We start from the raw sequence: 25264 nt of genomic DNA on the forward strand, positions 1-25264 counted from the left end.
CCGGGAGTCAAAGACTTCCGGCCGGTCGCGACGTTCAGGCGGTACCCGGGTTACCGGGGTGCCATACGGATTGCGCCGTCCAACCGGATGACCTCACCGTTGAGCATCGGGTTCTCCACGATGTGGCGCACCAGCGCCGCGTATTCGGCCGGATCGCCGAGCCGCGCCGGATGCGGCACCTGTGCGCCGAGCGCCGCGATGGCCGAATCGGGCAGCGTGGCGAAAAGGGGCGTGTGGAACAGCCCCGGCGCGATGGTCATCACGCGAATCTTGATCGGGGCCAGGTCACGCGCCACCGGCAGAGTCAGGCCAACGATGCCGCCCTTGGAGGCGGAGTAGGCGGCCTGCCCGATCTGCCCGTCGAACGCCGCGACGGAAGCGGTATTGACAATCACTCCGCGTTCGCCGTCGGCCTCCTCGGTCGCCGAAATGCGCTCCGCCGCCAGGCGAATGACATTGAACGTGCCGATCAGGTTCACGTTGATGATCTTCTTGAACGCGTCGAGCGGGAACGCGCCCTGCTTGCCGACGGTCTTGATCGCATTGCCGATTCCTGCGCAGTTCACCGCGATTCGCAGCGTGCCGAGGCCCTGAGCTGCGTCGAGGGCGGCGGTCACATCCTCTTCGCTGGTCACGTCACCGGGCGAGAACACCACGCGCTCACCGAGTTCCTCGGCCACAGCCTTGCCGTCGGACGAGGGAAGATCGAGGATAACGACCTTCGCGCCGGCCGAGTGCAGTTCGCGCACGGTAGCCAGGCCGAGTCCCGACGCGCCACCGGTTACGACCGCGGCGATGTCTGCTGTCTTCACAAAACCTCCAAATATCTGGTCTTGTGAATGTAGATTCTGCTGTGGCGGTGCGGAAAAGCGGGTCCCCGGCGTGGTGCGCACACCATGCTCGCGGGCCTGCTATCGCACGCGCGCGTGAAAACAGGAGTGCGCTTCCGGCGCGTCGACGCGCTGGAATCCTGCACATGCGAAATAATTTCCGACTGGGACCGTCCTGACTGCGACGCACCCGGCGGCGCGGTGACGGCGGGCCGCCGTACGACGATCGATCGTCCCGTCACGACCAACCGCCGAGAGGGTCCGACGATGCAGCAAGACTCGCCTGGCTCCACGGAGACCCGAGCAATGTTGAAGTCGTACAAAAAAGTCTCGCGCTGGTATCCGGCGCTGGAACCGATGGCAGCCGACGGGAGTACGTCCGCACCCGCGGATGCCAACGGCGAGACGGTCTTCGGCGGCGAGGACGGCCCCGCGCGCTTCCCGCACTACATCCAGGACGACGAGCCCGAGCTGGAAATCCCGCCGGTGCCCGAATCGGTGCTCAAGCGCACACACTTCTCCGGCGCGTGGTCGGATTGGATGACCGATCGCGAGACCACCTCGTACACACCGAAACTCCGTTACCGCGATTCCACGGTGGTCGAATTCCCGTGGGAGGGTGAGCAAGACGATGCGCGCCCGGACGTCGCCACGGCACTGCTGGACGCCGTCGACACCGAGGCGGAGGCGCCCGCGCGCCCGGCCCCGGTGTCTCCGGCGCAGTTTCGCCGCAGACGGCTGTACGCCCTCGGATTCCTGATCGTTGCCATCCTGTTGCTAGCCGCTGCCGGTGGAGTTGCCCTATATGTGCTCAACTCACACAGCGGCACTTCGCAATCCATCGGCACACTCGGTATGGACTCGCAATCGGGTACGAGCGACCTCCCGGCGGCGTACAACAAAATGACGGCCACCGTGGCGATCGGCGACCATATCCCTACCGCGGGCACACCGGCTGGATAAGAGGGAGAGCTGACAGAGATGGATCAGGACTGGAGCCGCTGGCTCGACGAAGTGCCCGAAGAGGGCGAATCGTCGGACAGTGCCGCGCGTTCCAAGGCTCCGGTGGTGCGGCTGCGCAAGCGTCGCGGCGACTCCGGTGAGCCCGGCCCGGCGCCACGGCCGATTCTGGTGGTCGGCGGATGCGGTGGCGCGGGCGTGACAACGACCGCCCTCGGCATCGCCGGTGAGATCGGTGCCGCGGGTGCGCAAACCGTAGCCGTGGACGCCACTTTCGCGGGCAGCGATCTCGCATTACGTGGCGCCGATGAGCATTTGAGCCCGATCAGCCTGCAATCGTGGCTCTACGGGCGCGGTGACGATGAGGCCGCACCGCTCAAGGAATGCCTGTCCCGCGCCACCTCGGGCGTCGGCCTGCTGTGGCGCGATCCGGCCCCGCTGCGCCGCCGCGCGACGTATCTGACGGTCGCGCGCGCCATCAACGACTCCGGGTACACGCCCGTCTACGACGGCGGCAGCCCGATCGCGAGCCGGCATCTGCGGCCGCTGCTCGAGGACGGCGATATCGCTCTGGTGCTTGCGATCCCGGCGCGCGTGGACGCCGCCAACCGATTGCGGGTCACCCTGGAGTGGCTCGACGATCAGTTCGGCGGACCCGGCGAGGGGCAGGGCGGCGGAATTGTCGGCGATACCACAATCGTCGTCTCACATCAGTTGCCAGGCAGCGACTCTCGGATCGCTGATCATTTGCGGGAACACCTCGACGGTTGGGTGGGCGATATTCTCGAGCTGCCGTACGACCCTCACCTGGCCCGCGGAGAACTGGTGCGGCACAGCGACCTCGCGGCCGAGACACGCCGTGCGTATCGCCGCCTGCTTGCTGGAGTGGCATCATGACCGCAGCCATGAAGGAACGCCGATCTTCCTCCGAGACCGCTATGGCGGCAGGCGTGGTGCCGCCCCCGGAGGCCCGCCGCGCACCGATTTGGGACCGACCCGTACCCGGCGGCGGCCGCGCACCCCTGGTGTGGCTGCTCGGCGTACACGGCGGCGCGGGCGCGAGCACCCTCGCGCATGTGCTTGCCCCGGCGGCGGATTCGTACCGCCGCTGGCCCGGCGTCTTCGATCGCGAATCCCCGTTCGTGGTGCTGGTGGCCCGCGAAACCATCTCCGGCCTCACCCGTGCCCATGACCTGCTGCGCCAGCATCACGCGGGCCTGGCGGGCGACTGCGAGGTGCTGGGCCTGGTGACCGTGGCCGCCCGTCCGGGCCGCATCCCCGCCGAAATCCGCCGCTATCGTGATGTGGTCGGCTCGCTCGCCGGTCAGGTCTGGCAGGTGCCGTGGCATGAGGAGTGGACGCTGGTCGAACCCGATCAGCTCCCGATCTGGTCGCCCGGCGATCAGCCGCCGGTGCAGCGCAAGCGCAAACCCGATGCGCTGCAAGAGGTTACAACCGATGTCCGGGAACTGGGCCTGAGCATCGTCTCCGCCGCGCAGGAGGCGCTGGACGCCCCCCGCCCGGCACCCCCGGAAGCCGGGGAGTGATCATTGTGAACATTGGAAACCATTGCGCGCGAACATGTTCCCGGATTCCGGGAGCGGCGGAACGATTAGCCGAAGAAGGAGATGCCGGGACCGTGCGTGCGTGCGCGCCGGTCGGCGGCGAGATTGTCACTAGCAGTTCGCTTTTGGAGAAGGACAGACAATGAGCATGATCCTCGCCGTGCACGACGCGTATGGGCAGTTCCTCGCCCAGGTCGGTAATCCGACCCCGGAGGCGCCGCCCGCATCCGACAAATTGCTGAAGCTGGTTCGGTACTTCACCTGGTTCGTGCTGTTGTCCGGAATCATGGGAATCACCTACGCGGGCGGCAAGTTCGCCTGGGAGAAGTGGACGGGAGGCGGTTTGGAGTCGCCGAAGATGGTGGCAGGGGCCATGATTGGCGGAATCATCGCCACCAGCGCCGGAACCATCATGAACGCTGTGATCACCTAATGTCCGCCACAGTGGCCCTACTGGCCTACAAACAGATGCCGGCCGATGTACTGCGGCCGATGATGCAGCTGATCGACTGGCTGCTGTGGTGCGTACTGCTGTTCTGCCTGGCCTGGATGATCCTCTCGGCGGGGCGGCTGTGGTACGCGTTCCGCGACGATCTGGCCGCCAATGACGCGACGCACGGGGTGGTGGTGAGCCTGCTCGGCGCGATCATGGCGAGTTCGGCCAGCGGCATCGCACTCGCGCTGCTCCCGACGTAAGAGTTCAGGCATCGCAATTGTCCAGTGACGAAAAGACTTTGGAGGCGCCGTCATGAGCGAGAAGGAGTCGCCCGAGCGCGACCGCGTCTCGTTCGGCGTCATCGCCTCGGCCGCCGTGGTGGCGTTGATCATCATCGCGGGCGTCGTGGTGTACATCAACCACGGCGACAGCACCCCCTCGGCGGCGAAACCCGATGGGACGGCCCCCACCACCTCCGAACCGGGCGCGACCGGTTTCGCCTCACCCGAGGTGGATCTGTTCGGCCGCCGCGTCGACATACCCAATAACGCTGCCGGGCAACCGCTTCCGCAGCAGCCGAGTAAGCGCAAGGCCACCGATCAGGATTGGCTGACCGCCGCCCCCGAGGGCACCGTCGAGCCGCACGGCTGGCAGCGGGTGTACGGCGCATCGGTACCCTTCTCCACCTCCGACGGCCCCACCCGGCTGGAAGACGGTCTGGCCGTTGGCTATTCGCACACCCCCCAGGGTGCGGCGCTGGCGGCGGCGCAGATCACCTACCGCCTCAACGCCCGCCCCGCCGACCGTGAACTCTATGTGCGGCAGGTGCGTGTTTCCGCCCAGCAGGTGTCCGCCTACGACCAGGCGCTCGCGGATCAGCGACTGCCGAAACAGCAGCCGGAGAAGGTGACCCGCTATCTGGTCGCCCCGGACGGCTTCCAGATCGAGAACTACGCCGACGATATGGCCATCGTGCGGCTGGCCGCACGCGGTCCGGTGCTCGACAGCAGACAGACCTGGGCCGCGGTGCGACTGATCATGGTGTGGGACGCCGGTGACTGGCGCCTCAAACCATCGAGTTCCAAGGCCTCGCAGACCGAATACGTGGACTCCCTGGCCGGGTGGACACGGTGGTAGACGAACGAGTGGTGACCAGTGAAGTGGCCCAGCGACCCATTGAGGGGTGGAACCACATGGTGAGGCGTATCTTTACGATCCTCGCGGTCGTGTTCACCGTCATGATCGCTACGCCGACCGTGGCGTACGGACAGGACTACGGATTCGATCCGGCCTGCAACCAATTACACGACTCGCTCGATGGTCTCGGCATTCCCGGGCTGTCCCTGGGCGATGCCGCCTCGGCCGCGTGCAAGGCGGGCAATGTCGCGACCCATCCGACCGACGCGGCCGCCGCCGTACGCGATAAGGCGTGGGACTCCACCTTCGGCAAGGTGGTCGACTCGCTGATGAACGGCCTGGGCGAGGCGCTGATCCTGGCATTGACGTTCTGGATGAAACTGCCCAATGAACGGGTCAGCGATTCCGGATCGCTCTTCACCAAGATCAACGACTACACGTATCAGGTCCAGATACTGCTGTTAATGGTCTCCGTAATCCTGTCCGGCGCAAAGCTCGCCGAGGCCAGACGCGGAGCCGCGGTCAGTGAGGCCGCCGAATCGTTCCGAATGTACGCGCGCGTGGTCTTCAGCTCCTGGATGCTGGGCGCGGTGATCGTCGCCGCGACACAGGCTTCGGACAAGTTCTCCGAATGGGTAATCAACGACGCCACCAACGGCCAGGCCAAGGATCTGGCCGAGCTGATGGTGAAAACGTCCAAGCTGCAGGCATTCTCGCCGGGTCTGGTGTTGATCATCGCCATTGTCGGCCTGCTCGGCGCGCTCGCGCAGATCGTGCTCGCGATCGTGCGTCAGGGTCTGCTGGTGGTGGCCGCGGGCGTATTGCCGCTCGCGGCAGCGGCTTCGGGCACCAATACCGGTAAACAGTCCTATCCCAAGCTGATCAGCTGGATCATCGCGTTCATGCTCTACAAGCCGGTGGCGGCGATCGTCTATATGATCGCCTTCGTCACCGCGGGCAATACCGATGATCTGACCTCGACGGCCGGTCTGCCCGACGCCGATCAGGCGCAGCGCATGCTGGTCGCCATCGTGCTGCTGTGCAGTGCGGCCTTCGTGCTCCCGGCGCTCATGCGCCTGGCCACCCCGGCCGTGGCCATCGTCGGCAGCGGTGGTTCGGGTCTGACCGCCACCACCGGCACCCTCGTCGGTGTGGCCGCCGTCGGAGCCGTCGGTTCGCGCGCGGTCGCCGTGAAGGCGACGGCCGCACCGGGAGCCGCCGGATATGTCGGACCCGGCCGCGGCGGGCGACCGCCGGGCGGCGGTCCGCGCGGCGGAGGCGGCGGTGGTCCACGACCGCCCGCACCGCGTCCGGCGCCGGGCGGCGGCGGCGCGACGGCCGCGAGTCCTTCCGGTCCGGGCAACTCCGGCGCAGTACCGTCGGGCGCGGCGCGTTCGGCCGCGAACCGGGTCGCGCAGGTCCGGGCGGCCACCGCCAGCCTGAACAAGGCCGATACCGCCGCCGGCGATCTCGCCGGTGACCGCTGGGCCAACCGCGCACCCGACCTCGGCAGGAGCACCATTCCGCGATGACGATGACCGATACCTACGAGCGCCGGGCCTACGGTCTGTGGCAGAAGCCGCGCAGCGCAGGACTTTTCGGTCTGCGCTGGGGCGAGACCCTGGTCGGTTTCGCCGTCGTGATCAGCGGCCTGCTCACGGCGATGATCTTCGGGCCGATGCCCGCGCTCTTCGTCGCGGTATTCGGTCTGATCGTGATGGTTCCACTGGTGTGGCGGACGGGGGGCCGCTCGGGCTACGAGAACGGATTGATGATGTTCCATTGGTTGCGCGGCCGCAGCAAGGGCGAGCACGTCTACCGCGGCGGCCGGTTCTCCCGGATTCCGGGCGGTGTGACCCGGTTGCCCGGGCTGATGGCGCCGTCGCGGCTCTACGAGGGCATCGACGCCGGCGGTTACAGCTTCGGCATGATCCACCTACCCCAATTCGGCCAGTACACAGTCGTTTTGCGGGCCTGGCCGCAGGGGCACGAGGCCGTCGATCAGCCGGTCATCGACCGCTGGGTGTCGGCCTGGGGCACCTTCCTGGCCTCGCTCGGCCAGACGTCGGACATCGTGGCGGTGGTGCCGGTCATCGATACCGTGCCCGAGACCGGAAACCGTTTGCTCACCGAGGTTTCCGCGATCACCCGCCCCGAAGCGCCGGATCTGGCGCAGCAGGTCATGTACGAGCTGGCCACCGAACTGCCGCAGGAGCGAGTGCAGCTGCTGCCCCGGGTGGCCATCACGTTCAAGGCGACAACCGCTGAGCGGCGCAAGAATCCGGCGGAGGAGGCGGTCGAGATCGGCCGCCGCCTGCCCGGTATCTGCGCGGCGCTGGCGGAGGCGGGCGTGCGCGCCCAGCCCATGTCGGCCGACGATGTCATCTCCTTCATCCGCCGCAGCTACGATCCGGCCTCGCAGGCCGATCTCGAGGTGGCGGCGGGCGAACCCGGTGGGCACGGGCTGGATTGGGCCGATGCCGGACCGGTCTCGCATGAGGAGCGCTGGGATCACTTCATCCACGACGGCGGCCGTTCGGTCACCTGGGAGATGGACACCGCACCCGAGGGCGCGGTGGACGAGCGCGTGCTGCAGCGCCTGCTCGCCCCGAATCCCGAAGTGCCGCGCAAGCGCGTCACCATCGTGTACCGCCCGCACTCCGCGGGCGACGCCGCCCAGATCGTGGACGACGATTTCAAGAACGCTCTGGTGGCGCAGCAGAGTGAGCGCGGTGTCGTCTCGGCGGCGGCGTCCATTCGCGTCGGCGCCACCCAGCAGGCGCGTGAAGAACAGGCCAGGGGTCACGGTGTGACCCGCTTCGGGGCGCTGGTGACCATCACCGAACCCCTGCGCGGCGATCTGCCGCGCATCGAAGCCATTACCCGCGATCTGTCCACACAGTCGCGTTTGAAGATCCGGCGCTGCTATCGCTACCAGGCGGCGGCCTTCGCGGCCTCGCTCGGCTGCGGGGTGATCCTGCCGGAACACGCGACAATTCCGAAAGCGCTTGCGGGGTAACCCTTCATGCCACGTGACTTCGAACCTCCGGTCCGGGAACGCGATATCGCGCCACCCGCCCGCCGTTCCACGCGCCGGGACACGCCCCCGGAACCGGACCTCATCCCGGAGGATCCGGCCCTGCCGGTGACCCGCGTGGCCCGCGATGAACACCGCCCGCGCCGCGGTACCCTGCCGGACCGTCGCATGCTGCGCCGCGATCCGTTGCCCGACGGTCCGGTGCAACTCGGCCCGGATCCGGAATCGGCGGAGCCGGAACAGCATTCGAATCCGGAGACGCCCGCGGGCCCGGTTGCGCGGAACCGGGAAGAGCTCGCTGTCACGGCTGCGGAGTCGCGGCCGGAGCCCGAGGTGGTCGCGCCGGAACCGGAGCCCGATACGTGGTCTCGGGCCGGGCTCGGCGGCGTCGCGGATAGCGCTGTGCCGGAACTGTTCTCGGAACCGGAGCCCGAACTCTCCGCCGAGGAAATGCAGGACCGCGCACGATCCACCGAGGCGCTGCGATCGAGTGCGAGCTGGTCACTCGGCCGCCGGAAGAAGTTGCCCAGTCTGGAGCCCGAACCGTATTCGGGGCCGGAAACGGTGTCTCGCACCGAGATCGGTATGTCCGAGGGCGCGAACGCGTCCGCGGCGAACACGGCGGGCGGACCGGAATCCGCCGATGGCTCGAAACAGTCGGAGCGCGAACGCGCGCCCCGCGCGGCGGAGGGGATGCGCCCGCGCGGTTCGGATCGAGTCGAGGGGGAGCGCATGGACGAGGACCACACGCGAGGGTTAGCGGGTAGTGAGACCGCGGCCACGCTGGAAGCGGAAACCGCCGGGCGCGAACGGACTCCGGGATTCGACTCCGGGGAAGCCGCGGTCAGTGCGCGGCGCTCGCGCGGTACCGAGGGTGCGACGGCCGAGGGTTCGGCGCACGGTACGGAATCGGATCCGGCGATCCGGCGACGGGAAACGCCGCCGGGCCGGGAGGTCGCGCGCCGCGCCGACACGGGCGATCGGACGGCCGATCCGGCCGGACGGGAACACCGCCGGGCGGCGGGGCCCGAGCGGGAGGGACGACGCGGTGAGGGCCGGGACGCCCCGCGCGGTGGCGGAACCGAGGGGCCGCGCGGCCGCGGTCGCGAGTCGTCCCCGGCTGACGGCCGCGATATCGCGGGCGATGGGCACGAACGCGGGCATCGGGAGGGATACGACGCCACCCGTGGTGACGGTCGTGAACCCGGCCGCAGGCGTGCTGACGGTCGAGATGCGAGTCAGGGACGCGAAATCCCGCGCGGTGACGGTCGTGCGGCCGCGCGCGGTGAGATTCGCGGTGAGCGTGGTGAGGTTCGCGAAGGCCGCGGTGAGCGCGACGGGCGCGGTGAGGTTCGTGACGGGCGTGGGGAGCGCGATGGGCGGGCCGAGGCGCGCGAGGGTGCGCGAGATCCGCAGCGCGCCGCGGGAAGTGACGCGCGCACCGGTGAGGGCCGTAAGCGGCCCACCGATCCGGATCGGGTGCATTTGGGCGGGCGGACCGGTTCGCCCGGGCGTACCCGGCGGCCGCGGCCGGACGGTGAGCCGGGGGAGCGCACGGGGCGGGATCGGCGCGGGCGGACCGAACGCGGTGCGGCCGAAGCACAGGGCCGCGGGTCCGCGGGTAAGGGCAAGGGCGAGACCAGGAGTGAGCGCGCCGAGCGGACCAAGGCCGCGAAATCGGCTGCTGCCAAACGCCGGGCCGCCGCGAAGAAGAAGCAGAAGCAGGCCGGTCCGAAGCTGCTCGATGATTCGACGCGCGCCAAGCTCGAGGTCATCACCCGTGAGCAGAACGGGCTCGGCGCGCTGTGGGCGACCTTCCGCCTGCACACCGATGATCTGCGGCGGCGCAATTTCGCGGCGCGCGCGGAGCGTATGGAGTACGGCAGCTTCGACGAATTCGACCGCACCACACAGCAATTGACCGATCGCGGCTATATCGGCGCGGGCGGCGGGCGGATGAACGTGGTGGGCAGGCCGGTGGAGTACCGGGCCACCACCGCGCAGGTCGCGGGCCTGTGGCCGTGGTCGGTGGGCGCGGGCGCACCGCTGATCGGGACGCCGCTGGGTTCGCATCTGCATACCGGCGCACCGGTGTGCTTCGACCCGATGAACTGGTTCATGCGCGGCAGCTTCATCACCGCACCGAGCCTTTTCGTGCTGGGGCTCAACGGTTTCGGCAAATCCTCGCTGGTGCGCCGGATCGTGCTCGGCGGTGTGGCGCAGGGCATCACCCCGCTCATCCTGGCCGACGTCAAGCCGGACTACCGCAAGCTGGTGGAACTGGTCGGCGGTCAGGTCATCGATCTGGGGTACGGCCACGGCAAGCTGAATCCGCTGGCCGCGGGCGTGCTGGGTTCCATCGTCCCGATGCTGACCGAGCTGCCCGCACTGCACACCCAGGTGATGCAGGAGTTGCGGGCCCGTCAGGTCACCCTGGTCGCGGGTCTGGTGGAGCTGGTTCGCGGTGCGCGCGTACGGGATTACGAGGAGACCCTGCTGGCCACCGCGCTGCGCATTCTCTACCGCCCGGGCAGCGCGTTCACCCCCGACAAGCCCCCGATCATCGAGGATCTGCTCACCGTGATCGTGGCGGGCGGCGATGAACTCCAGCTCGACGCGGGCGCGGACAATCCCGACGAATACCAGAACGCGATCAAGGGCCTGCGCCGCTCACTGCGCGCGCTCACCCAGGGTCCGTTCGGTGCGGTCTTCAACGGCCAGACCACAACTCCCATCGACACCACCGCCACCGCGGTCTGCATCGACGTCTCGCATATCCCGAGCGGTGACAAGAAGCTCAAGGCCGCGGTCATGCTGGCCTGCTGGGCGGACGGTTTCGCCTCGGTCGAGGCCGCGCACGTACTGGCGGACGCCGATCTGGGTCCGCAGCGCTACTTCCAGGTGGTGATGGACGAGCTGTGGCAGGTGCTCGGCCTGGGCGATTTCATGGTCGACCGCGTGGACGAATTGACCCGTCTGCAGCGCGGTATCGCCACCTCGCTCATCATGATCAGCCACACCATCAAGGACCTGCAGGCCCTGGGTTCGGAAGCCGCCATCGCCAAGGCGCTCGGCTTCCTGGAACGCGCCCGCGCCAAGATCTTCGGCGCGCTACCGGCCGAGGAGATCGCCCGCCTGGACTCCACGGTCCCGTTCACCTCCGCCGAGGAGGATATGGTCACCAGCTGGTCCGCGCCGCAGGCGCTGACCGGTGAGGCGCTCAAACCGGGGCAGCAACGCCCGCCCGCGCCCGGCACCGGCAAATTCCTGCTCAAGATCGGTGAGGATCGGCGCCCCGGTATCCCGTTCCACATGGAGTTCACGTGGTCCGAGAGGGAAAGCGGAATCCACGACACCAACCAGCGGTTCAGTGAATTCACCGAATCCACCGCCCGCCGCGGCACCGACGACGGGAGTGTTACCGAATGATGCCGCACAGGTCCTACCGAAGAGTGTCGCCGGAAGTGCGCCAGGCCGCCGTCGAGCAGGTCATCGCACTCACCGGAAAACTGCGCTCGGAATCCGAGGCATGCCGGGTGGTCGCCGAACAGATTGGCGTGCACACCAATTCGGTGCGCAATTGGGTTCGCGCCGCCGAAACCCCAGGCCTGGAACAGATGGACGCCACCAACCTGCGCCGCAAAGTAGCTCTGCTGCAACAGCAGCTGGCCGCCGCCGCGGAAATGAACCGCACCCTGGTGGAAACCCTCTACGACGCCAAGCGGGGCATGTGACCGCGGGCCGGGTGACCCTATGACCGCACCGCCGGTACGTGGACACGCCGGGCCGGGAAACCCGCTGGTATGGCCCGGGTGTCGGTCACAGCGTCTAGCCTGGATATCAGGTCCGCAATCGCGCGAACAGCGCGCGACGGCCGGTGCGGCAACCGTACGAAGGACTGGGCAACGCACGAAACTGGTGGTGATGCTGGTGCTGAGCGTCGCAATGCTGGTGTCCGCGTGCAGTAGTGGCAGTGACGGTGATTCCAGGCCGAGCAGGCTGAATCCGCCGACATCCACCACGCGCCTGCTGCAGAGTGCCCCGGCACCGGACCCGACCACCGCGGACGGAGTCGCGGTGGCGGCGCTGCGCGAGATATTCACCTGGTATCCGGTCACCGAGACCCAGAGCGCGTCGCTGGGCCGGGCGCGGAAATGGCTGGGTCCCACGCTCGTCCGTACACTGGATACACCACCCACCAGCGCCGAAATGCCGAAGGCGACGCTGCAGTGGGCCGACTGGGCCAAGGCCGGAGCGCATATAGAGGCGTTCGCCTTCGCTTCGGGTGAGACCGCACCACCCGGGGCGGATCCCAATCGGGCGCAGTACAAGATCGGTATCGAACAGACGGTCGTCTATCCGGACGGGCGGCGCAGCCCGCTCCCGGCCAGTACGGTCGTCGCTACCGTCGTACGAACCAACGGCACCTGGCAACTCGACGGATTCCGTTGAGCGGCAACGACATACAGGTCATCTGAGGAGGCTGGAGATGGCGAAAGCACCGGTGAAGGATCCGGCCGACCCGGGTCCCGACCGTCAACTGCACATGATCTACGCGGGCTTCGCGGTCTTCGGAACCCTGTGGCTGGCAATCCAATTGGGCAATCTGCTGTCCACGCCGAAGCAGGACGTCCCGATCAACCCGATCGCCATCGGTGTGGCCCTGGCCAAGGGCAAGCTGGAATGGCGCTGGAGCTCGACCGTCATCGTGCTGCTGGTGATCGCCGCCGCCCTCGGGTACCAGTGGTACAAGCGGAAGGCGAAGGCGCGCAAGGCCGTCGGACGGCTCCCGGTCGACGACAAGGCCGACCACATGGGCAACGGCGGCGCCATCAAGGCGCTCACCGACGCGGGCGTGCGCGAGAAGGCCGAACAGCTCGGTATGCGCCTGGGGCGTGAGGATATGCCCGGCGTGCCCATCGGCATGTCCGTCGCGGACGGCTGCATGCTCTACGGCTCCTACGAGGATCTGCACATCGACATCTGGGGTCCGCGCCAGGGCAAGACCACCTCGCGGGTCATCCCGGCGATTCTCGCCGCCATCGGCCCGGTGCTGGTCACTTCCAATAAGCGCGATGTCGTCGATGCCACCCGAGATGTGCGCGACAGCAAGGGCAGTCCGATCTTCATCTTCGATCCGCAGGACATCGCGGTCGATCCGATGAACTCCGATGACCGTGCCCGCACCTGGTTCTGGGATCCGCTGGCCTGGGTCGACGCCCGCAGCGACGGATGCGAAATGCGCGCCGCCCGGCTGGCCGGACACTTCGCCGACGGTGATGACAGCTCCGGTTCGGTCGCCACCTCGACCGACAGCTTCTTCGATCAGGAAGCCGAGGATTTGCTCGCCGGTCTGTTCCTGGCCGCGGCGGTGGACGAGCGCCCCATCACCCAGGTGTGGGAGTGGGTCACCAACCCGCAGGACACCGAACCGATCGAATTGCTGCGCCGCTCCGGCCGTTTCCACTTCATGGCCTCGGGCCTGGCACAGCAGTACAACGTCGACGAGCGCACGCGCAGTGGCGTTTTCGGTACCGCCAAGAAGATGGTGCGCTGCCTCAAGCTGTCGAATGTGCACCGCTGGATCACCAAGGAATTCGGCGGCCAGCAGTTCGACGAACTCGCCTTCATCCGCGATAACGGCACCCTGTACTGCCTCTCGCTCGAAGGCCGCGGTTCGGCCGCCCCACTGGTCAGCGCGCTCACCGAGGCGGTCATCGACGTCGCCACCCGCGAGGCGTCCCGCTCACACGGCGGCCGCCTGGAGATCCCGCTGCTGGCGGTGCTCGACGAGGCCGCGAACGTGGTGCGCTGGAAGGATCTGCCCAAGCAGTACAGCCACTTCGGCTCGCGCGGCATCGTGGTCATGACGGTGCTGCAGTCGTGGGCGCAGGGCGCCCGCTGCTGGGGTGCGGACGGTATGGAAGCGCTGTGGGCCGCGGCCAATATCAAGGTGCTCGGCAGCGGTGTCGACGATACGAAGTTCCTCACCGAACGCTCCGAGGCCATCGGCGATTACGACAGCATCTCCCAGTCCGTCTCGGAATCCTCTGGCGGCAAGAGCTATTCGCGGTCGCTGGGTTCCTCGCGCACCTTCAGTGTGAACGGCCTGGCCACCCTGCCGCGCGGGCGCGCCATCGTATTCTCCTCCGGCACACCGGCGGTGCTGGTGCGCACCGTGCCGTGGTGGGAGGGTGAATACAACGAAGAGGTGAAGAAGTCGATCACGCATCACGATCCCTCACCTCGCCGCAAGACCGAAATCGTTGATCTGATCGGCGCGCCGTCGCTGATCAAGGCAGAGCCGGCGAGCGACGCCGGGCAGATTGAGGAGGTCCGGCCGCTGTGAACGAACAGCAGGAAACACCGATGGTCTACGCCAGCGTGGTGGAGTTCGTGGAGAACTATCTGAGCCTGGTGTACCGGCGGCAGGTAACCGATATCAGCGATACCGTCTGGTGCCCGGAATGGTGGAAGCACGCCGAGGCGGTGGCGCGCCTGGATGCCATGTGGCGCGCGTGGGAGCATTTCCGCAAGGACGGCAAAACCGGTCTGTCGGTGTGGTTTCTGGATCACGCCGATCCGCATATGGCGAAACTGTTCGACCCCAAGGGGCCGTTCAAGTACTGCAGCGTGCGCAACGGCCATAAGGACATGCTCACGCCGCTGCCGTTGAAGTCGCCGGTGGGCGGACTGTTCAGCGATCCCACCATGGGTGATTTCCGGATGTAGCACGCGGATCACCCCGGCAGGACAACGGGCCGAATCGGGGTCGCGCTGTCGAAAGCTATGTGGCGGATCGTGTTTCGACGCGATCCGCCGCTTCGCTGTATCGAGCCGAATGGATCAGGAACGAACGCGTTCGCGCCCGCGGGCTTCCTGTTCCCGGGCCCGGCGCTGTGCCACCGCGGCCTCCTGCTCCTTGGCGCGCACGGCCTCGGCCGCGGACTGCGCCTGCCCGACCTCCATCAACATGCGCACCGCCGCCAATTCGGGAGCGATACCCATGCGCGAAAGATGTTGGGCCAGAGCGGTTCGGCGCTCGACGGAGTCATAGCGCACCAGGGACTTGTTCATCGCGGCCTGGGTCGCGGCCATACGGGTGGCCTCGGCCTGCGCGGCGAACCGGTCCTTCTCGAGGGATACACCCTTGTCGAGCGGCGGCTTCTCGATCATCCGCGCGAGAGCCACATTGCGCGGATCCTTGGCCTTGGCATCCGCTGCCTCCCGGAGCTGACGCTCACGGGCTTCCTTCTGCCGGGCTTCGGTGACTTTGACGCGGGCTTCCGCCTCTTTCTGGCCACGTTCCCGGGTTCGCAGCGCGACAAGTGTCGCGAGCTGCAACATTTGCCTCATCATCGCCGCGGTTTCGCGGCCGATGTCGTCGAGTTCCTCGGCCATCGCATGCTCCCCGATGCTGCAGTGATCACTATGGATGATTGTGGTGCTTCGTCACGGACATCGCCACACGAACGGTAATTCGGGTAGTCATGTCCCGCCTGCAAACGTGGACACCGAGAGCACTTGGAGGCGTTGGGGTTACTGCCCGTTGGGGGTTGCCCGGTGGGCTGTACTACGCCGCTTCGTACTCCGTTCTACGAGATTACCAGCGAAAACTCGGATACCGCCGTACGCGCGCGTCGCGATACAGCATATATCGCACAATTCCGGCAGTGTGCGGAAAACTCAGGATTTTCTTTGGTTAGGAAAGCCTTACACAGAAGGTTCGGTGGCCGCTTCCCGCACGTTTCACTGGAAACCAAACGGTCCCGGTGTCGAATGACACCGGGACCGAAAGACCATGCCGGTCAGTCGTTTTGGGGCGGTCAGTCGATTTTGACCGACTTGATGGCCACGTTGTCGACCGGCGGGCCATCCTGTCCGCCGCCCTGCACGCCCGCGGCCGCGATCTTGTCGAGCGTGGCCAGACCGGCCTCGTCGACCGTCCCGAAGATGGTGTACTGCGGCGGCAGCTTGGAATCGCCGTAGACCAGGAAGAACTGGCTGCCATTGGTTCCCGGCCCGCTATTGGCCATGGCCAGCGTGCCGCGCTTGTAATCGATCGGGGTGTCCGCCGCCGGATCCATCGGGCTGATCCCGGCGGTCGGGTACTCATTGTCGAACTCGTAACCGGGTCCGCCCGAACCGGAGGCGCTGGGATCGCCGCACTGCAGCACCTTGAGGCCCTCGGTCGTGGTCATCCGGTGGCATTTGGTGTCGTCGAAGAACTTCTGGTTCGCCAGATTCTCGAAACTCTTTACCGTGCAAGGGGATTGCTCGGCGTTCAGCTGAACCGGGATCGGGCCCTCGGTGGTGTCCAAGGTTGCCTTGGCGTTCTTCACATCCGAGAGCTTGCCCACCTTGCCGGGCTTGTCCACCGGGCGCGCGGCCGGCGACTGCGCGGCGCGGAAATCACACGCGCTCGCGGTCGTATCGGCGTCATCGCCCTTGGTCCAGTAGTAGATGCCGACACCCGCCGCGACCGCGACCACGACGCCCACCGCGGAGGCGAGAATGGTCATCTGCTTGCGCTTGCGCGCCCGCTGGGCCCGGCTGGCGACCTGACGCTCCAGCTTCCGTTTCGCCGCAGCGCGTCGCTGTTCATTGCTCGGCACTAGCTAGTCCCTCCGTATCGGTTGCTTCCGGGCTAAGAGTGTGCCATCAGTTCCTGAGACAATCCCTTATAACCGCTGCACGATAACCGGTTGGACTTGCGGAAGCACCATGGGGAAAACTGGACGCCGTGACCAAGACCAGCAGCTTCCGTGCCCCGAAGGGTGTGCCCGACTATCTCCCGCCCGTATCGACGGAGTTCATCGCCGTGCGCGACGCGCTCATGAACACCGCTCGACTGGCCGGATACGGGCATGTGGAGCTGCCGATCTTCGAGGAGACCGCGCTCTTCGCGCGGGGTGTCGGCGAGTCGACCGATGTGGTCTCCAAGGAGATGTGGACCTTCGCCGATCGCAACGGTGAGAGCTTCACGCTGCGGCCCGAAGGCACCGCCGGTGTCATGCGCGCGGTCATCCAGCACGGGCTCGATCGCGGGCAGCTGCCGGTGAAACTCGCCTACGCCGGGCCGTTCTTCCGCTACGAACGGCCGCAGAAGGGCCGCTATCGGCAGTTGCAGCAGGTCGGCGTGGAGGCCATCGGCGTGGATGATCCGGCGTTGGACGCCGAGGTCATCGCCATCGCCGATCGGGGTTTCCGCTCCCTGGGCCTGGACGGCTTCCGCCTGGAGCTGACCTCGCTCGGTGACGATTCCTGCCGCCCGCAATACCGGGAGTTGTTGCAGGAGTTCCTGTTCAAGCTCCCGCTCGATGAGGAGACCCGCCGCCGCGCCGAGATCAACCCGCTGCGGGTGCTCGACGACAAGCGTCCCGAGGTCAAGGAGATGACCGCGGGCGCGCCGCTCATGATCGATCACCTGTCCGAATCCGCCAAGGCGCACTTCGATCTGGTGCTCGGCTACCTGGACGCGCTCGGTGTGCCGTACGTGGTCAACCCGCGCATGGTGCGCGGACTCGACTACTACACCAAGACCACGTTCGAATTCGTGCACGACGGTCTCGGCGCGCAATCCGGTATCGGCGGCGGCGGCCGCTATGACGGACTGATGGCCGAACTCGGCGGTCAGCCGCTGTCCGGCATCGGTTTCGGCATCGGCGTCGACCGCACCGTGCTGGCCCTGGAAGCCGAAGGCAAGTCCGCCACGGACGGTTCCCGGGTGGACGTGTTCGGCGTATCGCTCGGCGATATCGCCAAACAGCGCCTGGTCGTGCTCGCCGCACAGTTGCGCGCGGCGGGCATCCGCACCGACCTCGCCTACGGCGGGCGCGGCGTCAAGGGCGCCATGAAGGCGGCCGACAAGTCCGGCGCCCGTTACGCATTGGTGCTCGGCGATCGCGAGGTCGCCGAGGGCGAGATCGGGCTCAAGGATCTGAGCAATGGCGAACAGCGCCAGATCCCGCTGGACGAGGCCGTCGCCCGGGTGACCGCAGCCCTTGCGGGCCAACAGGATTGATCGACCTTCCCGGACGGCCCCCGCGCCGTCCGGGAAGCACGGCGATATCCGGGCGGATAGACCGCTCCGACTGGTAGCGTCCCGTGCGGCGCGCGGCCAGTGCGCCACGCCCACCGGCGCGCCTCCCGGATGAATGCGCAACCGTGACTGAACAATCCGCACCGGGGCCCGTCGCCGAGATCGGGCTCGATCTGATCGCACCCGAGGTGCTCGCGCCCGCACTGCGCCGATTGACGGTGGCGGCCATCGGCATCGGGGCGGGGGTGGGACTGCTGGCCGCGGTACTGGTGAGCTGGCAGGTGGGCGTCGCGGTGGGACCGGTGCTCGGCGCACCGACCGCGCTCTACGCGATCGCCGTGCAGCGCAGGCGAATTCGGCTGTCCGGCACCGAAATCCGAGCTCGGACCTGGCGCGGGGAGAAACGGCTCGATCTGGCCGCCGCCACCGGGGTGGAAATCCTGGTGCATCCCGGCCGCCTGAGCCGAATCGTCTTGCGCGCCACTGCCGGACCCGATACCCGCATCGTCCCGCTCGGCATGTACACCGATACCGGTGAGGGTCGCGAACTGCACCCGCTGGGCTTGCGCAAACTGGCCGACGCACTCTCCGCCTGCCCGCTCGCCGCCGCCCTGGCGGTCTCCGATGTGCTCATCCTGCAATCGCGGACCGAGGCGCGCGACGCCTATGCCGAGGAACGGCCGCTGTACCGGGCGGTCCGGCTGGTGCGGGATCGGGACGCGGTGTCCACGATTGTGCTGACCGACGCCGATATCGCCCAATTGGCCCGCTGATGGCCGTGTCCGCGCCGCGCGGCGGCAGGGCGCACACCCCGGCCTTATCGGGGTTGCCACGCCATATCGGCGGGCGCGAAATACTCGCACGTCGCAGGCTGCCGGAGGGTGCGGGTTCGGGTGTGGATCACCGCCGCGACCCCCCGCGGGCGGTGTCCGGAGGTCTCGCGCGCGGTGTCTGATTGCTCACGAACGGCCTCACGAGCCGGGTGTTCGGACGGTGAGCACGGTTAGGGTTGGGGCGGAGAATCGACTACCGCTAGGAGTTCGTCGTGAGCACTGCCGCTCGGCCGGAGCCTGTGACCGTCACCGTTACCGGGGCCGCCGGACAGATCGCCTACGGGTTGCTGTTCCGGATCGCCTCCGGGGCACTGCTCGGGGCCGATACGCCGGTGCGATTGCGACTGCTGGAGATTCCGGCGGCGGTGTCCTCGCTCGAGGGCGTGGCCATGGAGCTCGAGGACGGCGCGTTCCCGCTGCTGGCCGGGATCGATATCTCCGATGATCCGTGGGTCGGGTTCGACGGTGCGAATATCGCGCTGCTGGTGGGCGCGCGCCCGCGCACCGCGGGTATGGAGCGCGGGGATCTGCTCGCCGCCAACGGGCCCATCTTCACCGATCAGGGTGCGGCCATCAATGCCAATGCGGCGCAGGACATCAAGGTGCTGGTGGTCGGAAATCCGGCCAATACCAACGCTTTCATCGCCGCGAGCAACGCACCTGATGTGCCCGCCGCGCGTTTCACCGCGCTGACCCGCCTCGACCACAATCGAGCGATCGCGCAGGTGGCGAAGAAGACCGGTGCGGCCGCGGCCGATATCGAGCGAATCGCCATCTGGGGCAACCACTCCGCCACCCAGTACCCGGATCTGAGCTATGCCACGGTCGGCGGGAAGCCCGCGCTCGAGTTGATCGGCGATCAGGCGTGGGTGGAGAACGACTTCATTCCGACCGTGCAGCAGCGCGGCACCGCGATCATCAAGGCGCGCGGTGCGTCCTCGGCTGCGAGTGCGGCCAGCGCCGCCATCGACCACATCCACGATTGGGCGCTGGGCACCGCGCCCGGTGAATGGGTCTCCATGGCGGTGCCGTCGGACGGTTCCTACGGTGTGCCCGAGGGCTTGATCAGCTCGTTCCCGGTCACCTGCGCCGATGGCGAATACCATATCGTGCAGGGCCTGGAGATCGGCGAATTCTCCCGTGCCCGAATCGATCTCAGCGTCGCGGAGCTGGCGGCCGAGCGCGATGCGGTCATCGACCTCGGCTTCGCCAAGCGTTCCTGACCTAGCGCACCTTGGCGATGATGTTATCGCCGTACCACTTGATCTTGGTGATCTTCTCCTCCAGGGTCTCCGTATCGTGCTCCTTGGCGTAGGAGTTGCGGAAACCGACGATCAGATCGGTGATGCCCTTCTCCTCGACGCGCTTGACCCCGTCCGGGGTGTAGCCGTCGTAGGAGACGGCGTGGATCTCGAACTCGCCGGGATTGTCACGCTCACTGCGCAATTCGTTGATCCGGGCCAGATACTTGTCCAGCTCCTCGGCATTGCCGCCCGCGTGCATCCAGCCGTCGGTCAGGCGCACCGCGCGCTTGAGTGCGGCATCGCTGTGCCCGCCGACCAGGATCGGCAGCGGCTTGGTCGGCGCGGGGGTGAGCTTGATCTTCTGGATGTCGTAGAACTCGCCGTGGTACTCGAAGTACTCGCCGGTGGACAGGCCCTTCACGATCTCGATGCATTCGTCCAGGCGCTTGCCGCGGCGCTCGAACGGTACGCCCATGATGTCGAAATCCTCCGGCCACGGGCTGATGCCGACGCCCAGGGCGAAACGGTTATTGCTCAGGCGCGCAAGCGAACTCGCCTGCTTGGCGACCAGCACCGGCGGGCGGATCGGCAGTTTGAGCACGAACGGGGTCAGCCGCAGCGTGGTGGTGGCCGCCGCGATGGCCGCCGATAGCACGAAGGTCTCGATGAACGGCTTGTCCTCGAGGAATTCGCGGTTGCCGTCGGAGTTGTACGGGTACTTCGAGTCCGATTCGGCCGGATAGGCAATGCTGTCCGCCACGGTGATGCTGTCGAACCCGGCCGCCTCGGCCGCCTGAGCGAGGGGGATGTAGTAATCCGGGTTGGTCATCGCCTCCGCATAGGTGAAGCGCATCGGGTTCGTCCTCTCGACGGTGAGCAAGTTCGAAAACTAGAACAGATTCTAGTTGTTGTCGTGATGCTAGCCCGATAACGGCCGCGGCGGCAGATGAACCGGCCGAAACCTGCCACCCGGCCGCGATATCGCTGAGGTGCAGCATTTGTTGTAGCGCAGCCGTAGTCGACCGGCCCGTGCAGGTCTCGGTAGCTGAGATGGCCCAACCTAGGGGGTTGCCTTTCGAATCTGCACCTTGTTCTAATCCAAGGCATGACCATCGCCATCACCGGATCCGGGTCGGGCATCGGAGCGGCCACCGCCGCCGCGCTCACCGCGGCGGGCCACGACATCATCGGCATCGATCTGCGCAATGCCGATGTGACCGCCGACCTCACCGATCCGGCCGCCCGCGCCGCCGCCGTCGAGGCGGTGCTGGAGCGTTCCGGCGGTGTGCTGAACGGGCTCATCCTGTGCGCGGGCGTCGGCCCGCACGTCCCGGACCCGAACTTCGTGGTCGAGATCAACTACCGCGCCACCATCGCCTTCCTCGATGCGCTGTTCCCCGCCCTGCAGAAGGGCGAATCCCCTGCGGCAGTGGTGGTTTCGTCGGTGGCCTCCACCCACATCAAGTGGGAGGACAACCCGATCAACAAGGGTACCGAGGCCGAATCCTTCGCCTCCGCAGGCGATTTCGCGGGCCAGTACGCCTACGCCTCCTCCAAGAACGCCGTCACCGTCGCGGTCCGCCAGCGCGCCGTCGAATGGGGTAACGCCCGCGTCCGCCTGAACACCGTCGCCCCCGGCAGCGTCGACACCCCGCTGCTGCGGGCGGGTATGGACGATCCGCGCTACGGCGACGCCATCCGCAACTTCGTCGCCCCCATCGGCCGCAATGGCACCCCGGCCGAAATCGCCTCCCTCATCAAGTTCTTGATCGGTCCCGACGCGGGCTTCATCCACGGCGCGCAGTTCGTCATCGACGGCGGTATCGACGCCCAGGCCCGCCCCTCGGCGGTCTGACCCGGCGCCGGGCGATCCCCGGCCCACGAACGGTGGCCGTCGCCCGCGAGGTGTACAAATCCGCAATCGGTCTCGGCCCCCACGATGCCGCGGTCCCGGAGCAGCTACTCCGGGACCGCGGCATCATTTCGTAGGGGCTGGCAGCCGCTGGTGTGGATCCCGGCCACAAGCCCGCCGGGATGACGGTGGGGCGATTCGGCTGGGTGCCGGTCCAGGGCTGTGCGGTTCCGTGTATCCGTATCGAGTCAGAGCTGGTCCGAGATGTGGTCGCCGGTGGGCTCGTCGTCGGGCTGACCGATGACCCCGGGGCTCGCGACGCCGAGGTTGCCGGTGAGTTCGCTTTCGGCGGTGCGGCTTTGGTGAGGCTGGACGGTGCGGGAGGAATCCTGATCGGAGCCGCCGCGCTGGCCGGCGCCCGCCGCCGGGGAGCCCATGAAGCCGGGATTGGCGGGGCCGACCATGCCGGGTGTCCCCGCCGCTCCGGAGCCGAAGGGGTTGGCCTGGGCGGCGATTCGGCCGCCGGGGATCGAGGAGCCGGGGCCGCCGGGGACCGAGGGGATGCCGCCGCCGAGGCCGCCGCCGCCACCCGCGCCGCCGCCACCGGCCGCACCACCGCCGCCTCCGCCCAGGCCCGCGGCCTTGGTGTCGATATCGGTGGGGGAGTTGGGGTTCGGGCTCGCGGGGGTGGTCGCGGACGGGTTGATCGCGCCCTCCAGGAGCGACTTGGCCTGTTCCAGGATGGGCTGGCCGACATTCTGGGCGAGCGATTGGGCTACCTCGGCGGGGTTGACGCCGGTGCCGTTCCGGCCGAGCAGTTGGCCGATGACCGCGTTGAGTTGGGCGGTATAGCCGGAGAGTTCGCCGTGGGTCAGGTTGACGACGGTGATGGCCGAGCCGAGATGTTCTGTGGCGGAGGCGATCAGGGCGGTCTGGCCCGGGGGAGTCAGGGCCACCGGGGCCAGTGCCGTGGCCTGTGCGGCGAAGGATTGCGCGATGGCCGTGAGCTGGATATTGCCGCGCTGCACCACCGCGGCGGCCTGTTCGGTGAGGGCGGACAGATCGAAGCCGCGCTGGGTGGTTTCCTGACCGTGCGCCTGCGCCTGCTGACCCGCCGACTGCGCCTTATCGGAAGCCTGTCCCTGCCACAGTGATTCGACGGTTTTGAGCGCGCCGCCGCCGACCTGCACGGCGCTCTCGATGAATTTCGAGCCCTGGCTCAGCAGTGTCGCCGGGTTCACCGCGCCCAGGACACCGGTGCCGAAGCTGTTGATCAGATCCAGGAACGGTCTGAAGAGGGCGTCGATACCCGGAATCGCCGGGACGGACAGGCCCTTCATGAGGTCGCCGACCGGATCGGCGGGCAGCGGCGGCACCACCGGATTACCGGCGGCCCGGGTGAACGCGGCCTGCGCGGCATCGAGCGCGGCGGGGACACTGTTCAACGCGGTCTGGGCATTGCCGAGCACACCCTGGGCGTCGCTCAACGCCCGTTGAGCGCCGGACAGCGCACCGTGCGCGGAATCGAGTGCGGGCGAGATCGCACCGTCCAGCACCGAGGCGGCATGCGTATCGCCGCCCGAACCGCCCGGAAAATGCGGCAGGCCACCCGAGAGCGGGGTGCCGTCCTGTTCGAATTCCTTGCGGGACAAGGCGAATGCTGGTGGTTCGAAGTCGGCGATATCGGTGGGGAGATCACCGAGCAGCAGCGTGGGCAGCGCACCGGGGTACATGGTCGGCACTGCCTGCGCGGGATCGGCTGTCGGAGCGATCGGATGGTGCGTTCCGATCACGCCGGAATCGAGGGGCCTCATACCTGCTCGCCGATCCGGCTCGCCGCACTGCCCAGCCCGCTCGCGAAGGAGTCGTCGGTGGCGTCGTAGGTGGCGGCGGAACCGAAGGCGGTCTGCCCGATATGTGCGAATCGCTGGGACAGCGCGTTGATATCTCTATCGTGCAGTAGCTCGGCGACCGCGAAGCTGGCCAGGAAATCCGCGCCGATGAGTCCGAAGACGGGTGTCATGGCGGCAACGTGCGAGGCCGTGTCGATGCCGCCGGTGGCGGCGATATCGGCGGCTACGCCGTGCTGTGCGGTAGCGAAGCCGCGGACCGCGTCGGTGTCGACCGAGAGATCGGCCATGGGAGCCCCCCCAATCAGCGTGACTGGCATCGAGTCGAAAACACATGCGGTTGCGAATATAGCCCACCGAGAGTCCAGCTCGGCGTGCCGTTCGTCTCCACGCCGCAGGTAGAAGCGGTTTACGGATCGTCGCCCGGCCGTTCTTGCAAATTAGAACAAGTTCTATATTCTTCATCACATGAAGGTCGCAGTCACCGGCGCCGCCGGGTTCCTTGGCACCAATTTGCTTCGCCTGCTTACGGATCGCGGTCACGAGGTGACTGCCATCGATCGCGTCCGCCCCGCCACCGACACGCCCGGCGTGACGTGGGTGAGCGGCGATGTGCTCGATCCCGCCTCGATGCGCAAGACCCTCGACGGGGCCGAGGTGGTCTATCACCTGGTGGCGCTCATCACCCTCGCGCACAAGAACGATCTGGCCTGGCGGGTGAACACCGAGGGCGTGCGCGTGGTCGCCGAGGCCGCCCTCGAGGTCGGTGCGCGCCGCATGGTGCACACCAGCTCGATCCACGCGTTCAACCAGTACACCTGCGGTGGCGTCATCAATGAGCGCGCGCCGCGGTCCATCGATCCGGAACTGCCGGTCTACGACCGCTCCAAGTTCCAGGGTGAGATCGAACTGCGCAAGGTCATCGACAAGGGCCTGGACGCGGTCGTCTGCAATCCGACCGGTGTGTACGGCCCGATCGACCACACCGATTCGCGCATCAACAAGACCCTCTGGGATGCCGCGCGCGGTCGCGTCCCGGTCATGATCAGCGGCGGCTTCGACCTGGTCGACGTGCGCGATGTGGCCGGCGGCCTGGTGCTCGCGGGCGAGCGCGGTAAGACCGGTGAGAACTATCTGCTCGGCGGCCACTTCACCAATATGTTCGACGCCACCCGGCTCGCGGCCGAGGTGAACGGAAAGATGAAGCCCGCCTTCGCGATTCCGGCCAAACTGATCAACTCGCTGATGCCGGTGATGGAACCGGTCGCCAAGGCCATGGGCAGCGATCGCATCTCCAAGGCCGCCATGGGCGCGCTGCTGTCGGCCCCGATCGTGGAGCACGACAAGGCAACCGCCGACATCGGTTACCGGCCGCGCCCGGCCGAGGAGACCATCCGCGACCTCGTCGCGTTCTACAACGGTCAGAACTTCAAGGTCGTCCCGCAGAAGATCGCTTGACATCAGGCGTAACGCTTGAC

General features: G+C 67.4%; 24 protein-coding genes. 18 read left to right on the forward strand and 6 right to left on the reverse strand.

Annotation, left to right across the window (positions count from 1 at the left end; translation table 11 throughout):
• Window positions 1-50 precede the first annotated feature (50 nt).
• Entirely contained in the window at window positions 51-812 is a 762-nt protein-coding gene (locus tag AB0L82_RS07390; RefSeq protein WP_364632831.1) for a 3-hydroxyacyl-CoA dehydrogenase, read from the reverse strand.
• A 324-nt stretch (window positions 813-1136) separates the two neighbouring features.
• Here AB0L82_RS07390 and AB0L82_RS07395 point away from each other — a divergent pair, with 324 nt between their 5' ends.
• From AB0L82_RS07395 to AB0L82_RS07455, 13 genes are all read left to right on the forward strand, one after another.
• Window positions 1137-1793: a hypothetical protein gene (locus AB0L82_RS07395; RefSeq protein WP_364632333.1), complete on the forward strand. Its 657-nt coding sequence runs from the start codon at window positions 1137-1139 to the stop codon at window positions 1791-1793.
• Between the two features lie 18 nt (window positions 1794-1811).
• Complete coding sequence (locus tag AB0L82_RS07400; RefSeq protein ID WP_364632335.1) at window positions 1812-2687, forward strand: hypothetical protein; 876 nt, start codon at window positions 1812-1814, stop codon at window positions 2685-2687.
• Window positions 2684-3337, forward strand: a complete 654-nt coding sequence (locus AB0L82_RS07405; RefSeq protein ID WP_364632337.1) for a hypothetical protein — start codon at window positions 2684-2686, stop codon at window positions 3335-3337. The genes AB0L82_RS07400 and AB0L82_RS07405 overlap by 4 nt, the downstream gene beginning before the upstream one ends.
• 160 nt (window positions 3338-3497) lie before the next feature.
• Complete coding sequence (locus AB0L82_RS07410) at window positions 3498-3788, forward strand: hypothetical protein (protein ID WP_364632339.1); 291 nt, start codon at window positions 3498-3500, stop codon at window positions 3786-3788.
• The gene (locus AB0L82_RS07415) at window positions 3788-4051 is read left to right on the forward strand and encodes a hypothetical protein (RefSeq protein ID WP_364632341.1); all 264 of its coding nucleotides are present in this window, start codon (window positions 3788-3790) and stop codon (window positions 4049-4051) included. The genes AB0L82_RS07410 and AB0L82_RS07415 overlap by 1 nt, the downstream gene beginning before the upstream one ends.
• A gap of 52 nt (window positions 4052-4103) precedes the next feature.
• The gene (locus AB0L82_RS07420; RefSeq protein ID WP_364632343.1) at window positions 4104-4928 is read left to right on the forward strand and encodes a hypothetical protein; all 825 of its coding nucleotides are present in this window, start codon (window positions 4104-4106) and stop codon (window positions 4926-4928) included.
• A 56-nt stretch (window positions 4929-4984) separates the two neighbouring features.
• Window positions 4985-6460: a hypothetical protein gene (locus tag AB0L82_RS07425; protein ID WP_364632345.1), complete on the forward strand. Its 1476-nt coding sequence runs from the start codon at window positions 4985-4987 to the stop codon at window positions 6458-6460.
• Window positions 6457-7947, forward strand: a complete 1491-nt coding sequence (locus AB0L82_RS07430) for an SCO6880 family protein (RefSeq protein ID WP_364632347.1) — start codon at window positions 6457-6459, stop codon at window positions 7945-7947. The genes AB0L82_RS07425 and AB0L82_RS07430 overlap by 4 nt, the downstream gene beginning before the upstream one ends.
• Before the next feature lie 6 nt (window positions 7948-7953).
• The gene (locus AB0L82_RS07435; protein ID WP_364632349.1) at window positions 7954-11394 is read left to right on the forward strand and encodes a hypothetical protein; all 3441 of its coding nucleotides are present in this window, start codon (window positions 7954-7956) and stop codon (window positions 11392-11394) included.
• Window positions 11395-11417: 23 nt separating this feature from the next.
• A complete protein-coding gene (locus AB0L82_RS07440; RefSeq protein ID WP_364632351.1) occupies window positions 11418-11699 on the forward strand; it encodes a transposase in 282 nt (93 codons plus the stop codon).
• Window positions 11700-11889: 190 nt separating this feature from the next.
• Entirely contained in the window at window positions 11890-12417 is a 528-nt protein-coding gene (locus AB0L82_RS07445) for a hypothetical protein (RefSeq protein WP_364632353.1), read from the forward strand.
• A 37-nt stretch (window positions 12418-12454) separates the two neighbouring features.
• The gene (locus AB0L82_RS07450) at window positions 12455-14314 is read left to right on the forward strand and encodes a TraM recognition domain-containing protein (protein WP_364632355.1); all 1860 of its coding nucleotides are present in this window, start codon (window positions 12455-12457) and stop codon (window positions 14312-14314) included.
• The gene (locus AB0L82_RS07455; RefSeq protein ID WP_364632357.1) at window positions 14311-14697 is read left to right on the forward strand and encodes a DUF4913 domain-containing protein; all 387 of its coding nucleotides are present in this window, start codon (window positions 14311-14313) and stop codon (window positions 14695-14697) included. Before AB0L82_RS07450 ends, AB0L82_RS07455 begins: the two co-directional genes overlap by 4 nt.
• 114 nt (window positions 14698-14811) lie before the next feature.
• Here the strand turns inward: AB0L82_RS07455 and AB0L82_RS07460 are convergent, their stop codons facing one another.
• Both AB0L82_RS07460 and AB0L82_RS07465 read right to left on the reverse strand, forming a co-directional pair.
• Window positions 14812-15366, reverse strand: coding sequence for a hypothetical protein (locus AB0L82_RS07460; protein ID WP_364632359.1), 555 nt, complete (start codon window positions 15364-15366; stop codon window positions 14812-14814).
• A 425-nt stretch (window positions 15367-15791) separates the two neighbouring features.
• The gene (locus tag AB0L82_RS07465) at window positions 15792-16580 is read right to left on the reverse strand and encodes a peptidylprolyl isomerase (RefSeq protein ID WP_364632361.1); all 789 of its coding nucleotides are present in this window, start codon (window positions 16578-16580) and stop codon (window positions 15792-15794) included.
• A gap of 128 nt (window positions 16581-16708) precedes the next feature.
• Between AB0L82_RS07465 and hisS the strand changes: the two genes are divergently transcribed.
• The 3 genes from hisS to AB0L82_RS07480 all read left to right on the forward strand — a co-directional run bounded on the left by hisS (window position 16709) and on the right by AB0L82_RS07480 (window position 20063).
• Window positions 16709-17989, forward strand: a complete 1281-nt coding sequence (gene hisS / locus AB0L82_RS07470; RefSeq protein ID WP_364632363.1) for a histidine--tRNA ligase — start codon at window positions 16709-16711, stop codon at window positions 17987-17989.
• 143 nt (window positions 17990-18132) lie between these two features.
• On the forward strand, window positions 18133-18780 hold the full coding sequence (locus AB0L82_RS07475) for a hypothetical protein (protein ID WP_364632365.1): 648 nt from the start codon (window positions 18133-18135) through the stop codon (window positions 18778-18780).
• Window positions 18781-19052: 272 nt separating this feature from the next.
• Window positions 19053-20063 (forward strand): malate dehydrogenase, encoded by a 1011-nt coding sequence (locus AB0L82_RS07480; protein WP_364632367.1) that lies wholly within the window; start codon window positions 19053-19055, stop codon window positions 20061-20063.
• 1 nt (window position 20064) lies between these two features.
• Here the strand turns inward: AB0L82_RS07480 and AB0L82_RS07485 are convergent, their stop codons facing one another.
• Window positions 20065-20937: a TIGR03619 family F420-dependent LLM class oxidoreductase gene (locus AB0L82_RS07485; RefSeq protein WP_364632369.1), complete on the reverse strand. Its 873-nt coding sequence runs from the start codon at window positions 20935-20937 to the stop codon at window positions 20065-20067.
• 252 nt (window positions 20938-21189) lie between these two features.
• Between AB0L82_RS07485 and AB0L82_RS07490 the strand changes: the two genes are divergently transcribed.
• On the forward strand, window positions 21190-21939 hold the full coding sequence (locus tag AB0L82_RS07490; RefSeq protein ID WP_364632372.1) for an SDR family oxidoreductase: 750 nt from the start codon (window positions 21190-21192) through the stop codon (window positions 21937-21939).
• A gap of 245 nt (window positions 21940-22184) precedes the next feature.
• Here the strand turns inward: AB0L82_RS07490 and AB0L82_RS07495 are convergent, their stop codons facing one another.
• Together AB0L82_RS07495 and AB0L82_RS07500 are read right to left on the reverse strand one after the other, a co-directional pair.
• Window positions 22185-23750 (reverse strand): hypothetical protein, encoded by a 1566-nt coding sequence (locus AB0L82_RS07495; protein ID WP_364632374.1) that lies wholly within the window; start codon window positions 23748-23750, stop codon window positions 22185-22187.
• Window positions 23747-24076, reverse strand: coding sequence for a type VII secretion target (locus AB0L82_RS07500; RefSeq protein ID WP_364632376.1), 330 nt, complete (start codon window positions 24074-24076; stop codon window positions 23747-23749). Before AB0L82_RS07500 ends, AB0L82_RS07495 begins: the two co-directional genes overlap by 4 nt.
• Before the next feature lie 178 nt (window positions 24077-24254).
• On the opposite strand from AB0L82_RS07500, the gene AB0L82_RS07505 reads away from it, so the two are divergent.
• Entirely contained in the window at window positions 24255-25244 is a 990-nt protein-coding gene (locus AB0L82_RS07505) for an NAD-dependent epimerase/dehydratase family protein (RefSeq protein WP_364632378.1), read from the forward strand.
• Window positions 25245-25264: the final 20 nt, after the last annotated feature.

Origin of the sequence: Nocardia sp. NPDC052001, from assembly GCF_040680615.1 — a bacterium.
GTDB lineage: Bacteria > Actinomycetota > Actinomycetes > Mycobacteriales > Mycobacteriaceae > Nocardia.

Bases quoted from the DNA above. Each gene is read 5' to 3' on its own strand.
- AB0L82_RS07395 (WP_364632333.1), top strand. From the start codon at position 1,137: ATGTTGAAGTCGTACAAAAAAGTCTCGCGCTGGTATCCGGCGCTGGAA.
- AB0L82_RS07400 (WP_364632335.1), top strand. From the start codon at position 1,812: ATGGATCAGGACTGGAGCCGCTGGCTCGACGAAGTGCCCGAAGAGGGC.
- AB0L82_RS07405 (WP_364632337.1), top strand. From the start codon at position 2,684: ATGACCGCAGCCATGAAGGAACGCCGATCTTCCTCCGAGACCGCTATG.
- AB0L82_RS07410 (WP_364632339.1), top strand. From the start codon at position 3,498: ATGAGCATGATCCTCGCCGTGCACGACGCGTATGGGCAGTTCCTCGCC.
- AB0L82_RS07415 (WP_364632341.1), top strand. From the start codon at position 3,788: ATGTCCGCCACAGTGGCCCTACTGGCCTACAAACAGATGCCGGCCGAT.
- AB0L82_RS07420 (WP_364632343.1), top strand. From the start codon at position 4,104: ATGAGCGAGAAGGAGTCGCCCGAGCGCGACCGCGTCTCGTTCGGCGTC.
- AB0L82_RS07425 (WP_364632345.1), top strand. From the start codon at position 4,985: ATGGTGAGGCGTATCTTTACGATCCTCGCGGTCGTGTTCACCGTCATG.
- AB0L82_RS07430 (WP_364632347.1), top strand. From the start codon at position 6,457: ATGACGATGACCGATACCTACGAGCGCCGGGCCTACGGTCTGTGGCAG.
- AB0L82_RS07435 (WP_364632349.1), top strand. From the start codon at position 7,954: ATGCCACGTGACTTCGAACCTCCGGTCCGGGAACGCGATATCGCGCCA.
- AB0L82_RS07445 (WP_364632353.1), top strand. From the start codon at position 11,890: ATGCTGGTGCTGAGCGTCGCAATGCTGGTGTCCGCGTGCAGTAGTGGC.
- AB0L82_RS07450 (WP_364632355.1), top strand. From the start codon at position 12,455: ATGGCGAAAGCACCGGTGAAGGATCCGGCCGACCCGGGTCCCGACCGT.
- AB0L82_RS07460 (WP_364632359.1), bottom strand. From the start codon at position 15,366: ATGGCCGAGGAACTCGACGACATCGGCCGCGAAACCGCGGCGATGATG.
- AB0L82_RS07485 (WP_364632369.1), bottom strand. From the start codon at position 20,937: ATGCGCTTCACCTATGCGGAGGCGATGACCAACCCGGATTACTACATC.
- AB0L82_RS07490 (WP_364632372.1), top strand. From the start codon at position 21,190: ATGACCATCGCCATCACCGGATCCGGGTCGGGCATCGGAGCGGCCACC.
- AB0L82_RS07495 (WP_364632374.1), bottom strand. From the start codon at position 23,750: ATGAGGCCCCTCGATTCCGGCGTGATCGGAACGCACCATCCGATCGCT.
- AB0L82_RS07500 (WP_364632376.1), bottom strand. From the start codon at position 24,076: ATGGCCGATCTCTCGGTCGACACCGACGCGGTCCGCGGCTTCGCTACC.
- AB0L82_RS07505 (WP_364632378.1), top strand. From the start codon at position 24,255: ATGAAGGTCGCAGTCACCGGCGCCGCCGGGTTCCTTGGCACCAATTTG.